At 74.6% G+C, this 13,332-nt stretch carries 9 protein-coding genes; 7 read left to right on the top strand and 2 right to left on the bottom strand.

From position 1 onward, the window contains the following. Positions 1 to 86: 86 nt before the first annotated feature. Both ACFV1W_RS29165 and ACFV1W_RS29160 read right to left on the bottom strand, forming a co-directional pair. Complete coding sequence (locus tag ACFV1W_RS29165; protein WP_380420235.1) at positions 87 to 467, bottom strand: VOC family protein; 381 nt, start codon at positions 465 to 467, stop codon at positions 87 to 89. A 96-nt stretch (positions 468 to 563) separates the two neighbouring features. After that, positions 564 to 2,354, bottom strand: a complete 1,791-nt coding sequence (locus tag ACFV1W_RS29160) for a hypothetical protein (protein WP_380420234.1) — start codon at positions 2,352 to 2,354, stop codon at positions 564 to 566. A gap of 209 nt (positions 2,355 to 2,563) precedes the next feature. Between ACFV1W_RS29160 and ACFV1W_RS29155 the strand changes: the two genes are divergently transcribed. From ACFV1W_RS29155 to ACFV1W_RS29125, 7 genes are all read left to right on the top strand, one after another. Further along, a complete protein-coding gene (locus ACFV1W_RS29155) occupies positions 2,564 to 6,889 on the top strand; it encodes a hypothetical protein (protein ID WP_380420233.1) in 4,326 nt (1,441 codons plus the stop codon). Positions 6,890 to 6,978: 89 nt separating this feature from the next. Then, positions 6,979 to 7,404 carry a hypothetical protein gene (locus ACFV1W_RS29150; RefSeq protein WP_380420232.1) on the top strand — a complete coding sequence of 142 codons (426 nt, stop codon included), beginning with the start codon at positions 6,979 to 6,981 and terminating at the stop codon, positions 7,402 to 7,404. Continuing rightward, positions 7,401 to 8,171 (top strand): nucleotide exchange factor GrpE, encoded by a 771-nt coding sequence (locus ACFV1W_RS29145; protein WP_380420231.1) that lies wholly within the window; start codon positions 7,401 to 7,403, stop codon positions 8,169 to 8,171. Before ACFV1W_RS29150 ends, ACFV1W_RS29145 begins: the two co-directional genes overlap by 4 nt. A 41-nt stretch (positions 8,172 to 8,212) precedes the next feature. Continuing rightward, a complete protein-coding gene (locus tag ACFV1W_RS29140) occupies positions 8,213 to 10,789 on the top strand; it encodes an Hsp70 family protein (protein ID WP_380420230.1) in 2,577 nt (858 codons plus the stop codon). Further along, a complete protein-coding gene (locus ACFV1W_RS29135; RefSeq protein ID WP_380420229.1) occupies positions 10,786 to 11,115 on the top strand; it encodes a hypothetical protein in 330 nt (109 codons plus the stop codon). The genes ACFV1W_RS29140 and ACFV1W_RS29135 overlap by 4 nt, the downstream gene beginning before the upstream one ends. 92 nt (positions 11,116 to 11,207) lie before the next feature. Continuing rightward, the gene (locus ACFV1W_RS29130; RefSeq protein WP_380420228.1) at positions 11,208 to 11,447 is read left to right on the top strand and encodes a chaplin; all 240 of its coding nucleotides are present in this window, start codon (positions 11,208 to 11,210) and stop codon (positions 11,445 to 11,447) included. A 138-nt stretch (positions 11,448 to 11,585) separates the two neighbouring features. Further along, on the top strand, positions 11,586 to 13,226 hold the full coding sequence (locus ACFV1W_RS29125) for an AMP-binding protein (RefSeq protein WP_380420227.1): 1,641 nt from the start codon (positions 11,586 to 11,588) through the stop codon (positions 13,224 to 13,226). Positions 13,227 to 13,332: the final 106 nt, after the last annotated feature.

Here is a 13,332-nt window from a genome sequence, read left to right as displayed (position 1 = left end):
CGGGCCGTCCGTCCGAACAGGGCGGACGAGGGTGCGGCAGAGTGCATCAGCTGACGGGCCTGGTGCCCCGATGGCTGTGGACTCCGTCAGAGCGGGTTGAGACGGGCCTTGAGCAGGCAGAACTCGTTGCCCTCGGGGTCGGCGAGCACGTGCCAGGACTCCTCGCCGGTCTGGCCGATGTCGGCCGGGCGCGCGCCGAGGGCCAGCAGGCGTTCGAGTTCGGCCTCCTGGCCCCGGTCGGTGGCGTTGACGTCGATGTGCAGGCGGGGCTTGCCCGGCTCCGGTGCTTCCCGGCGGCTGAGGAAGAGCGTCGGCTGGGCGCCGCCGAAGCCCTCGCGCGGCCCGATCTCGATGCTGCCGTCGTCCTCGCGGCCGAGCACCACGAAGTCCAGGACCTCGCACCAGAACCGCGCCAGCACCTCGGGTTCGCGGCAGCCGAGGACGAGTTCGCTGATGCGACATGCCATGGGACGGAACCTGCTCTCGGTCGGGGGTGCGGCCGCGAGCGACCGTACCGGGCGGGACGTACGGAGGCGAGAGGTTTTCGCGGCCCGCCCGGGGGCCTACGCCTCCTCCGGCAGGTCCACCGCCTGCCAGCGGTAGGCCGCATCCTCCTGCCACACCTGCAGCTCGCCCTCCACGACCGCCGCCAGGCACAGCCGCCAGTCGTCGCCCATGGTGAGCGCGACCCGGGTGGCGGGACGCAGGGTGGGCCGCCACCAGCGCGGGCGCCGGGAGGCGCCGCCGGCGGGGAGCCGCAGCCGTACACCGCCCGCGCCGGCCAGGGCGACGGTGGGCCCGCCGCGGTGGCCGACCATGGCGATGCCGAGGGCGGGTTCGCCGTCGCCGATCTCCGTGGCGGTGCCGGGGGCGCCGAGGGTGTGGAGCTGGACGGAGCCGTCCGCGCGCAGGGTGGCGGCCTGGGGTCCGGCGGAGGCGCGGGCGAGTGCCCCGGCGCGCAGGGTGCCGGGCGGGCCGAGGGGAACGGGTGGTTCGCCGGAGCCGGGCCGCCAGCTGAGTACCCGTTCGCGGTGCTCGACCAGGAGCAGCCAGGCGCCGGGACGTTCCTCCTCCGCGGCGAGCACCCGGTCGGCGGGGCAGCCGGGGTGTTCCTGGCCGGTGAGGGTGAGGCCGGGGGCCCAGCGGTAGGAGCGCAGGGCGCCCGCCGCGGCGGTCCACACGGTGAGTTCTCCGGCCGCGCCGACGGCCCCGGCCAGGCCGCTGACCCCGCGGGCCGCCTCCCACCAGCCGGCCGCGGTGCCGACCCAGAGGGTGCCGGAGCGGTCCTCGGCGCAGACCACCAGTTCGCCCTGGCGTCCGGCCCAGCCCGCCGCCAACTCCCGTACGGCGCCGAGGCCCCGGCCGGCGGGCAGGCGGTGGTCGGTGCGTCCGGGCCCGGCGAGGGCGGTGCCGTCGGCGCCGCCGGTGACCACCAGCGGCCGTCCGGCCCGGTCGGGCAGGACGGCCAGGCCCGCGGTGCGCGCCACCGGGCGGTGGGCGCGCAGGAGTTCGCGGCCCCGGGCGGCCCAGGGGCCGAGCGGGAAGGGACGGCGCTCGGGTTCGCGGGCGAGCGGTTCGCAGGCCCAGCGGGCGAGTTCCTCGCCGTACCCGGCGGCCAGCAGTTCGGCGCGGGCCTGTTCGGCGGCGAGCCGGTGGTCGAGCCGGCCGTGGTCGGGCAGCAGCAGGGTGCGGGCGAGGGTGCCGACCGCGAACAGGTCCTTGGCGGCGGTCGGGAAGCCGCCGACCTGTTCGGCTTCTGGCGGGACGTGGCCGGGGGTGAACACCGCGACGGTGAGGGTGTGGTCGAGCGGCGCGAGGAAGGTCAGGTCGATCAGCTTGACCAGGCCCTGGGCGTCGACCAGGACGTTGGCGGGGGAGATGTCGCGGTGCACCCAGCGCTTGCGGTGCAGCTCGTCGACGATCCGGCAGAGCCGGGCCAGTACTTCGGCCACCGCTGCCGGCCCGCCGCGCTGGGTACGGGCCCAGGTGTGCAGCGGGACGCCCTCGACCCACGGCGAGATCTGGTAGCCGAGCAGCCCGCCGGAGGGTGCCGTGCCGGGCCGGTGCGGGGAGGGGCCGAGCAGGAAGCTGGGCACCACCAGGTCGGTGACGCCGAGCCGGTGGGCGTTGTGCGAGACGTCGTCCCAGCGGCCGAGCCAGCGCCGGACCTCGGACGGGTCCCGCTCCAGCATGATCTTCGCGGCGACGAGCTCCTTGATCCCGTTGTGCCCGGTGCGCACGGCCCGCCACACCTCGGCCTCGCCGCCCCGGTGGTGGAACTCCAGCAGCTCGTACTGTTCGGGGTCGAACTCCGGCCCGAAGCGGAGCCCGGGAACCCAACGAGACTCGGACACACGACCCCCGACGCTTCTCACCGCTGTGGACGCGCAGCAGTCCAGCAGCCTGCGCCCGCCCAGGATAGTGCTCATTTCTGTTCGTCCGCCCGGGGGAGGGCCTATTCTGATGGGCGCCCGAGCAACATCACGAAACAACGTCAACTCATGATCGTACGGGGAAAGTTGATCATGAAGTGGGACGCTCTCGAAGCGCAGGGGGACGGTGCATGGCGCAGCTCGCGGTGCTGCTGATCATCGTGGTGGCACTGGCCGGTGTGGCCGCCGCAGTGGTGCTCGCCCGCCGGCGAACCACCCTGGACGCGGCCGGAGTCGCCAAGGCGCTCGGCGCGGCCGCCGAGAAACTCGCGGCCGGCAAGGCCCCGCAGGCCCGCCGCCGGTACGCCCGGCTGGCCCGCCAACTCGCCACCGGGCCCGAGGAACTGCGCACCCAGCGCGGCCTCGCCCTGCTCGGCCAGGCCGAGGCCACCATCCCCACCGGCGACCAGCAGGCCACCCTCGCCCTGCACCGCGAGGCCTTCCCGCTGCTCACCGACCCGGCCCGCCAACTGCCCCGCTGGAGCCTGCGCCGCCTCGCCGAGGAACGGACACAGGCCCCGGACGGCGACCTCGAACCCGTCCTCGCCCTCCTCCAGGCCACCGCCGGCGGGGCCGAACCCGGCGAGGAGGCCGAGGCCGCCGCCCGCGCCCGGCAGTGGCTGCAGCGGCTTTGCCGCGACGCCGGCCCCCAGCAGCGCGACCACGCCACCGCCCGGGCCCTGGCCGCCCTCCCCGGCCAGGACTGGCCGGTGCTCGCCCGCGCCGCCCTGCTGCGCGCCACCGACCGGGCCGCCGAGGCCGAACCGCTGCTCGCCGCCGCCGCGCCCGCCGGGAGCGGCGAACTCTGGTTCCGCTGGGGAGCCCAGCTGTTCACCCTGCACCAGGACGAACCCGCCGTCGCCGCCTTCGACGAGGCCCTGCGGCGCGGCCCCGGCGAGCCCTCCCCGTGGGGCCGCGGACCGGCGCTGCGCACCGACAGCCTGCTCTTCCGCGGCCTCGCCCGGCAGCGGCTCGGCGACACCGACGCGGCGTGGGCCGACCTCGCCGCGGCGGCCGGGGAGAGCCCGGGCGACCCGCGCCCCCGCTACGCCCTCGGCCGCCTCGCCCTGCTGCTCGGCGCCGACGACCGGGCCCGGGAGCAGTTCACCGCCGCCCTGACCGTCCAACCCTCCTTCGCCCCGGCCCGGTTCGGCCTCGCCCTGGTCCACGAGCGGGCCCAACGGCACACCGAGGCCGCCGCCGACTACCGTGCCGGCCTGGGCCAGGCCCCCGACTGGCGCCCCGCCAGGGTCCGCCTCGGTGCCGCCCTGACCGCCGCCGGGCAGGCCGCCGAGGCCGAACCGATCCTGCGCGCAGAGGCCGACGACCAGCCGGACTCCCGCTGGAGCAGGATCGCCGCCTACCACCACGGTCTCGCCCTCGCCCGCACCGACGACCCGGCCGGCGCCCTGGCCCGCTGGGAACCGCTGGACGACCCCGAACTGCACGGCCGTCAGGCCCTCGCCCGCGACCGGCTCGCCCGCACCCTGCTGACCACCGACCCGGCCGCCGCCCGCGAACTCTGGCAGCGGGCCGCCACCGAACACCCCGCCGCCCCCGGCTACCGCCTCGCCCTGCGCGAGGCCGCCCTGCGCGAGGCCGCCCACCTGCTGATCACCGGCCGCGACCGCGCCGAGGCCCGCGAAGCGGCCGCCGCCGCGCTCGCCCTGGCCGACACCCTGCCCGGCGCGCTCACCCACCGGCAGGCCCGGCTGCGCGCTGCCCTCGCCCTGGCCGGGGGCTCCACCGACCAGGTCACCACCCTGCTCGACGCCGCCGGCGGACTCCGCGACCGCTACCACCTGGCCGCCGCCGCCCTGCTGGCGGGCCGTCCGGTCCAGACCATCGCCCTGCTCGGTCCGCTCGACCCCGACCCGGCCGGCGACCCGGCGCTCGCCCGGCTGCGCGCCCTGCTCGCCGAGCGGGCGGGCAACTGGGGCGCGGCGCTGGACTGGTACCGGTACTTCCTGAACGCCGGTACGGCGGCGGGCGGTGCGGGCGTCCACGGTGCGGGCGCCGTCGGCGCGAGCGGCGCCGGGCCCGCCGGCACGGCCGCCGCGCCGGTTGCCGGTGCGCAACCCGGCCGGCCCATCGGGACGGGCCCGGTACAGCCCGCCGCCGCACACCCCGCCGGTGACGTGCCGACCCAGGTGGTCGGCCGGATCCCCGCACAGCCCGGGCCGGTGCTCGCGCCCGCGGCCACCGCTCCCGCCGTCGCTCCCGCCGGTGTCTGCTCGGCCTGCACCCGCCCCGCCACCGGCGCCTGCGGCGGCTGCGGCCGCGAGGCCTGCGCCGACCACCTCCACGCCCCGGCCGGGGCCGCCTCACCGCGCTGCATACGCTGCGCCGGCCCCGCCCTGCGCGCCGTCCTGGACTGCGCACGCCGGGCCGGCACCCCCGAGCAGGCCGAACCCGTCCTGGCGGCCTGGGCCGAGGCGCTCGGCGACAGTGCCGCCGCCGCGCCCGTACGGCTCGACCTCGCGCTGCTGCGCGCCGAACTCGGCCGCCTCGACGAGGCCCTGGACGGACTGCCGGCCGACGCCGCTGCCGCCCGGGCCGCCGTCCTGGTCCGCCGGGCCGGCGCCGCCCTCGCCGCCGGACAGCCCGGCCGCGCGGCCGGTGACCTGCGCCGGGCGCTCACCCTCGCGCCCGGCCACCCGCAGGCCGCCGGGACGCTGGTGCTGCTGGGTGAGCACGAGGCCCACCAGCACGCCGCCGAGGGCCGCCACGGCGAGGCGTACCGGGCCTACCGCGAGCTGCTGCTCAGGGACCCGGCCCACCCCCGGCTGCTGCACGCGCTCGGCCTGGCCGGCTACCGGTACGCGGCGGCCGCCGAAGCGCCGGACGAGCAGGTCTGGGCCTGGACGGTCGGCTGCCTGGTCGCCGCCCTGCACCGCGAGGAGCTGTGGGCGGAGACCGCCCGGATCACCGGCCGCCCGGCCGAACCGCAGCGGATGGCCGCCGCCCGTGCGGCGCTCTCCGACCGCCTCCGCGAGGACCTGCGCGCCCTCGACCGGGCCGCGGGCCGCAGCGGCGACGAGGTCGCCGCCTGGACGCTGCGCCTGGGCATGGAGGCCCACGCCGCGGACGCCTTCGCCCAGGGGGACGTCCGGATCACCCTTCCCGGCCGCCCGCCGCGCCGACTGGTCGTCGGTCCCGTGCTGGACGGGCTGCTGCGCGGCGAGTCCGGAACCGCCGCCTGGGCCGAGGCCTTCGAACAGGCGGTACGGGCCTGGCGGCGCCCCGCGGGCCCCGACGCGTCCGCGCTCACCCGCGCCCTGGCCCTGTTCGGCGCGCTCGGCCCGCAGCAGTACCTGCACCTCCAGGGCCGCCAGGCCGCCGCCGTGGCCGCGCTGGACACGGTGGCCGAGGGCGAGCGCGACGCGGCCTGGGAGGCGCTGCTCCGCGCCGCGCTGGTCAGCCAGGCCCGTGAGCACCACCGCAACCAGGACTGGCGCGAGGCGCTGGATTGCCTCACCCGCGCCCGGACCGTACCGGGCGTCGTGATGCCGGCCGACACGGCCCGGATCGCGGCCGAGTCCGGCGTACGGGCGGCCCGCGCCCTGCTGAAGAGCACCGTGGACGACCAGGCGGGCGCCGCCGAACTGCTGGAGAAGGCCTACGCGCTGGCACCGGACGACCCCGAGGTGCGCGGCGACCTCGGTGCGACCTACGCCCAGTGGGCCCGCAAGATCAACAACGAGGAGAAGGACTACCCGCGCGCCCTCGAACTGCTCGCCAAGAGCCTCGAACTCGCCCCCGGCGACCCGACCGCCAAGCACTTCCTGCAGGCCGCCCTCGGCAACCGGGCCGGCCAGCTCAGCCGCGTCGACGCCACCGACGAGGAACTGACCGAAGCCGTCGGGCTGTGGAAGCAGCTGATCGACCTCAGCGACGACCCGGAGCACCGGCACGGCATGGCCTTCGTGCTGCGCCAGCTCGCCCGCTCCGCCGCCTTCGCCGACGACCGGGCCCGCGCGACCGGCAAGATGGTCCAGGCACTGCTCTGGGACCCGGAGTGGGAGGGCGACGCCGGAAGGGAGGCCGACCGGCGGATCTCGGTGATGCTCGCCAACCACGTCATCGACGAGATGCGGGACGAACCGTTCGCCGCCCAGGCCGACATGCTCAAGAAGGCCATGTCCTACGACGACTCGACCGACATCCGCCGGCTGATGGTCAGCGTCTGGCGCGGCGAGGCGATCACCCACTTCGAGGCCCGCCGCTACGCCGCCGCGGCCGGCCTGCTGGAGGAGGCGCTCGCCCTGGCCGCCAGCCCGGCGGACAACACCAAGCTGCACGGCGAACTCGCCGTGGTCTACAGCTCCTGGGCCGTCGCCCAGGCCAACGCCCGCGACTACCACCTGGCTCAGGCGGCGATCGAAAGGGCTGTCTCGCACAACCCGCGCGACCGCGAACTGCGCGCCCTGCAGCAGCGCATCGCGAAGCTCAACTGAACGCAACCGCGCGACGATCGGTGCCGTCGCACCCGGCAGAACGAAGCGCGCACCCGAATCCCGAGCCGTGAGGAGAGAGACCGCCCGCCATGCCACTGCACGAACCTTCGCCGTACGAGGTCCTGGGCATCCCGCTCACGGCCGGGGTGCGCGAGATCAACCTCTCCGTCGGGAAGGCGCTGAAGGCGGGCCGGTACAGCCGCCAGCAGATCCAGGACGCGGCCGCGCTGCTGCGCAACCCGGACCGGCGCCTGGAGGTGGACCTCCAGCAGCCGCTGCCGCCCGAACCGGTCGACCAGGCCGCCGACCTGCTGGCCCCCGCGCTCGCCGAGCCGCTGCTGGTGATCGAGCGCCCCGGGCTGCCCCCGGCCCCGGCGCTGCTCGCCCTGCACCGGGCCGAGGCGGCCGCCGACTTCGCAGAGCCCGCCCCCGGCGGTGCCGACCCCGAACCCCCCGTGCCCGCCCGCTACGCGGCCGACCTGTCCGTGCTGCCACAGATCGAGGTTCCGGAATGACCGACGCGCCGACCGCATCCGTACTCGACGGCCACCGGCCGCTGGAGGTCCCGCCGGGGGTCGAGTCCGTCGACCTGGAGGCGAAGTTCACCCAACTGCTCTTCCGCGCATCGTTGTTGGGGAACAAACTGACCGAGCAGAAGCAGCAGGCACGGGCCGCGCAGCGCGAACTGCTGGGCGTGCTCGTCGAGGTCGACGACGCGCTCGCCGCGCTCGGGCTGGACCGCGAACTGGTCGCGCACGGTCGCGGCGCCGGGCTGGAGGCCACCCGTCGGCGGCTGCTCGGCCGGCTGGCCAAGGCGGGGGTGAAGCCGATGCGGCTGGAGGGACTGGCGGCGGATCCGGCGCTGACCGAGATCGTCGGCACCGAGGTGCGGCCGGGGGTGGCGCCGGAGACGGTGGTGCAGACGGTGGTGACCGGGTTCTTCTGGGAGCAGGAGGTGTTGCGCCGGGCCCAGGTGGTCGTCGCCGCACCGGAGTCGGCCCTGCCGCCGGTCGAGGACCCGAGGGGCCGGCTGATCGGACCGGAGCAGGCCGAGGAGACCGGGAAGCCCGAGGAACCGGAAGCCGCCGCAGCCGAGTCCGCGGCGCAGCCCGAGACCGTACCCGCAACCGAACCCGCAACCGAGTCGGCAGCGGAGTCCGCAACCGAACCCGAACCCGATCCCGAGCCCGTCGAGGCCCCGGCCAGGCCGGTCCCGCCCAGGGCGCGCCGCCAGGCCAAGGCGCCGGGCCGGCCGGCCAAGCGGGCCAAGCGCAAGAAGTAGCCAGGACGTAGCAGGACCACGAGGGGCAAGAGGGGAACGACATGTACCGCACACTCGGCATCGACCTGGGCACCACCAACTCGGTGGTGGCCCACCTGCGCCGGGGCGAGCCGGAGATCATCTTCAACCGGCAGAACCAGGAGGCAACGCCCTCCGTGGTCGGCAGCGGCCGCAAGGGCGAGCTGCTGGTGGGCTCGACCGCGCGCAGCCGGATCGCCATCGACGGCGCCAACGTGATCCGCTCGGTCAAGCGCTTCATGGGCCGCAAGTTCAAGGACCCGCAGGTGCAGGCGGCCCTCAAGGAGGTCGACTACAAGGTCACCGCGGGCACCGACGGCGACGTCAACGTCTGGTTCAACGGCCGCTCCTACACCCCGATCGAGATCTCCGCGATCATTCTGCACCGGCTCAAGCAGGACGCCGAACAGCGCCTCGGCGAGCCCTTCCACCGGGCCGTCATCACCGTCCCCGCCTACTTCGGCGAGCGGCAGGTCGCCGCCACCCAGGAGGCGGGCCGGATGGCCGGCCTGCACGTGCTGCGGATCATCAACGAGCCGACCGCCGCCGCCCTCGCGTACGGGCTGGCCAGCGAGGCCGGCGACGAGGGCCGCACCGTCCTGGTGTACGACCTCGGCGGCGGCACCTTCGACATCTCCATCCTGCTGCTGGTGCCCGGTTCGGTCTCGGTGCTCGGCATCGAGGGCGACAACCTGCTGGGCGGCGACGACTTCGACCGCGCGATCACCACCGCGCTGCTGGAGGACATCCGCGAGGAGTACGGCTCCGACTACCAGCCCGACCTGCGCGACCGCCCGAAGATCGCCTCCACCGCCGAGACGGTCAAGATCGAGCTCTCCAACCAGCAGTCCTCCGAGGTGATCCTGCCCGGCCTGGGCGCCGGACAGCTGGTGCTGGAGACGGAGTTCGAGCGGGCCCGCTTCGAGGAGCTGATCGAGGCCCAGATCGAGCGGACCATCGAGCTCACCCACAAGGCCATCATGCAGGCCAACCTGACCGTCGGGGACATCGACGAGGTGGTGCTGGTCGGCGGATCGACCTCGATCCCGCTGGTCGAGCGGCGGCTCGGCGAGGTGTTCGGCACCCGCCGGATCAAGCGCGGCGTCAACCCGATGCAGTGCGTGGCCCTCGGCGCGGCCGTGCAGTCCGCCCTGGTCGGCGAGGTCGAGTGCCCCGAGTGCCGCGCCCCCGGGGACCTCTCGGCCTCCAACTGCGCCAACTGCGCCACCTCCCTGCTCGGCGGCGACCGGGTCTCCTGCCCGACCTGCCACGTCCCGGTGGACGCCGAGGCCGCCGACTGCCCCAAGTGCGGCCAGGACATGGCCGGTTCGGCCGAGGCCGGAGCAGGGACGGTCATCCCGAAGCAGTCCCAGGCCACCACCGTGGTGCGCGGCGACAACTGCCCGCGCTGCGGCACCCCGGCCGCCCCCGGCGTCACCGCCTGCGAACTGTGCGGCGAGGCGCTCAACTCGGCCGCCCCCGGGCACACCAAGGTGGCCTCCAGCGCCGCCGAGGACGTCGGTCTGCGCTGCGCCTCCTGCTCCAGGGTCAACCCGCCAGGAAGCGAGGTCTGTTCGGGTTGCGGTGAGTTGATGCAGGTCACGAATCCCTTCGACATCACCCCGAAGAACCTCGGCATCGAGCTCAACGACGGCCGGCTGGCCGTCATCATCCCCAAGAACACCAGCTACCCGACCGGCTCGCCGGTCAGCCGGGAGTTCGTGGTCTCCGGCAGCGGCCGGCAGCGGCTGGAGATCGCGGTGTACGAGGGCGAGCACGAGATCGCCCAGCAGAACGAGCTGATCGGGCACCTCACCCTGCGCCTGCCGGAGGGCCTCGGAGGCCGCACCCCGGTCGAGGTCTCCTTCGGCCTCGACCGCGACCGCACCATCACCCTGTCGGTGCGGATCCAGGGCGGTGCCGAGAAGACCGTCAAGCTGGAGCGGGTCACCCTCGACCCGGAGCTGAAGGTGCAGGTCGAGGAGCAGCAGCGGCAGATCGAGACCTTCACCGACCGCTGGGGCGGGGAGCTCACCGAGGCCGAGATGCGCGAGGCCCAGCGGCTGATGGACGCCCTGGACGACCTGGCCGCCGGGCAGACCCGCGGCCAGTCGGTGGACGAGGCGCTGGAGCGGGCGCAGCGCCAGCTCAAGGCCCAGCGCTGGGTGCGCGGCTCGGAGGCGTACCTGAGCCTGTTCATCCACTACTGCGAGAAGCACCTGGACCCGAGCGACCTCGACCGGCTGCGCTCGGTGGCCGCCGAGCTGCGGCTGCGCCGGGAGGCGGCCGACTGGGAGGGCGCCATGCGCGCGGCCCAGAAGGCGGACGAGCTGTGCGACTCGCTCGGGCACACCTTCCGGATGCTCACCATGTGCAACGTCTACGTGAGCCAGAACATGATCTCGCCGGCCCTGGCACAGCGGATCATGGCGGAGCTGCGCGGCCTGGACGACGCGGTGGAGGCGCCGAACATGGAGGCGGTCAACACCCACATGTCGAACCTGCTGGCCCTGTACGCGCAGGCGCAGCGGGAACTCGGCAGCGAGCCGGCCGCCGAGTCGCTCGGTCCGGTCCGTCCGGAGGAGGCCGGTCCGCGATGAGTGCCGCGACGTCTGTGGAAGTGCTGTGTCCGCTCTGCAGGGTGCCGGCGGACCGGGAGTCGCTGGGCTGCCCGTCCTGCCGGGAGGACCTCAGTGTGCTGTTCCGGCTGCGTTACTCCGCTCGGATCGACTACAACCGCGCGCTGGAGGCGCTGGCAGCGGGTGACGGGGCGTTGGCGCTCGGCCTGCTGCACCGCGCGGTGGCGGCGGAACCGGAGCTGGAACCGGCCCGGGAGCTGCTGGAATCACTGAGCGTGTCCGGGTCTGCGGGGTCGGCGTCGGGGTCCGTGCCGATGGCGTCGAAGCGCGACACGCCCTCTGAATGACCAATTCGGACGCTCTCGGCCTGCTGTCGCGTTCGATCGGTGCGAGTGTGATCGCCACACGGACGTTTGCCACCCTCACAAGGAGTCACGCAATGCGTATTCGCACCACCTTCGCCGCTGCCGCGCTCGCCGCGGTGGCCGTCCTGGCCGGTGCCGGCACCGCCGCCGCGGGCGACGCGACCGCCAACGGTGTCGCCGCCAACTCGCCCGGTGTGTTCTCCGGCAACCAGATCCAGATCCCGATCAACTTCGAGGCCAATTTCTGCGGCAACACGTTCAGCCTGCCCGGGTTCCTCAACCCGACGGTGGGCAACGTCTGCATCAACGGGTGACAGCAGCGCCGGGGCCGTCCGTCGAACCCGACGGGCGGCCCCGGCGCCGTGTCCGCACCCCCGTTCGGGGGTGGCGCCGCGGGCCCGGGACGGCGACCATGGTCCCCGTCCCGCACCTCCGCACCCAGGAGCCAGCCCGTGCCGACCACGCCGACCCCGCGCAGCTACGCCTCCGGCACCTCGGACGTCCCGCTGCTCGGCGACACCATCGGGGAGAACCTGGACCGCGCGGTGCGCGTCTTCCCCGACCGCGACGCTCTGGTCGACCGCGCCACCGCCCGCCGCTGGACGTACGGCCAACTCGCCGCCGACGTCGACGCGCTGGCCCTCGGCCTGCTGGAACTCGGCATCGCCAAGGGCGACCGGGTCGGCATCTGGGCCCCCAACTGTGCCGAGTGGACGCTCACCCAGTACGCCACCGCCAAGCTCGGCGCGATCCTGGTCACCGTCAACCCGGCCTACCGGGCGCACGAGTTGGAGTACGTGCTGAACCAGGCCGGGATCCGGCTGCTGGTCGCCGCGGAGAGCTTCAAGACCTCGGACTACGCCGGGATGATCGAGGAAGTCCGGCCGCGCTGCGCCGGGTTGGAGCGCGTGGTGCTGCTCGGCGGCCCCGCCTGGGACGCCCTGCTGACGGCCGGCCGCAGGGCCGATCCCACCCTGCTCGCCCACTACGCCCAACGCCAGGGCGAGTTGGCGCCGGACGACCCGATCAACATCCAGTACACCTCGGGCACCACCGGCTTCCCCAAGGGCGCCACCCTCTCGCACCACAACATCCTCAACAACGGTTACTTCGTCGGGGAGTTGCTGAACTACTCCGAGGAGGACCGGATCTGCATCCCGGTGCCCTTCTACCACTGCTTCGGCATGGTGATGGGCAACCTCGCCGCCACCTCGCACGGCGCCTGCATGGTCATCCCGGCCCCCTCCTTCGAACCCGGCGCCACCCTGGCCGCCGTCGCCGCCGAGCGCTGCACCTCGCTGTACGGCGTGCCGACCATGTTCATCGCCGAGCTCGCCGACCCGGACTTCGCCCGCCACGACCTCGGCAGCCTGCGCACCGGCATCATGGCCGGCTCGCCCTGCCCGACCGAGGTGATGAAGGAGGTCATCGAGCGGATGGGCATGGCGGAGGTGTCGATCTGCTACGGCATGACCGAGACCTCGCCGGTCTCCACCCAGACCCGCACCGACGACCCGGTCGAGCGCCGGGTCTCCACCGTCGGCCGGGTCGGCCCGCACCTGGAGGTCAAGGTCGTCGACCCGGCCACCGGCCGCACCGTCCCGCGCGGCGAGCCCGGCGAGCTGTGCACCCGCGGCTACTCCGTCATGCTCGGCTACTGGGACGAGCCCGAGCGCACGGCCGAGGTCGTCGACGCGGCCCGCTGGATGCACACCGGGGACCTCGCGGTGATGGACGGGGACGGCTACCTCGCCATCACCGGCCGGATCAAGGACATGGTGATCCGCGGCGGCGAGAACCTCTACCCGCGCGAGATCGAGGAGTTCCTGTACACCCACCCGGACGTCCTCGACGTCCAGGTGATCGGCGTTCCCGACCCGAAGTACGGCGAGGAGCTGATGGCCTGGGTCCGGATGCGCGAGGGCGCCGAGCCGCTCACCGCCGACGCCGTGCGCGCCTACTGCGAGGGCCGGCTCGCCCGCTTCAAGGTGCCGCGCTACGTGCACGTGGTCGAGGAGTTCCCGATGACGGTCACCGGCAAGATCCGCAAGGTCGAGATGCGGGAGCTGGCCGTACGGATCCTCGGCCTCTGATCCGCGCGGACGCCGACGGGAACGACGGCGGCCCGCCCCGGTGGGGGGGGGGCCCCCGTCAGAGAACCAACCGCAGAAAAACCCCCCCCCCAAAAAGAAGGCGTGG

The sequence above is a fragment of the Kitasatospora sp. NPDC059648 genome (genome assembly GCF_042734825.1).
Taxonomy (GTDB): domain Bacteria; phylum Actinomycetota; class Actinomycetes; order Streptomycetales; family Streptomycetaceae; genus Kitasatospora.
Note: the sequence above shows the minus strand (reverse complement) of the source record. Positions and strands in the feature narration are given on the sequence as shown.

Coding starts and splice junctions, on each gene's coding strand:
- ACFV1W_RS29165 (WP_380420235.1), bottom strand. CDS start 467: ATGGCATGTCGCATCAGCGAACTCGTCCTCGGCTGCCGCGAACCCGAG.
- ACFV1W_RS29155 (WP_380420233.1), top strand. CDS start 2,564: ATGGCGCAGCTCGCGGTGCTGCTGATCATCGTGGTGGCACTGGCCGGT.
- ACFV1W_RS29150 (WP_380420232.1), top strand. CDS start 6,979: ATGCCACTGCACGAACCTTCGCCGTACGAGGTCCTGGGCATCCCGCTC.
- ACFV1W_RS29145 (WP_380420231.1), top strand. CDS start 7,401: ATGACCGACGCGCCGACCGCATCCGTACTCGACGGCCACCGGCCGCTG.
- ACFV1W_RS29140 (WP_380420230.1), top strand. CDS start 8,213: ATGTACCGCACACTCGGCATCGACCTGGGCACCACCAACTCGGTGGTG.
- ACFV1W_RS29135 (WP_380420229.1), top strand. CDS start 10,786: ATGAGTGCCGCGACGTCTGTGGAAGTGCTGTGTCCGCTCTGCAGGGTG.
- ACFV1W_RS29130 (WP_380420228.1), top strand. CDS start 11,208: ATGCGTATTCGCACCACCTTCGCCGCTGCCGCGCTCGCCGCGGTGGCC.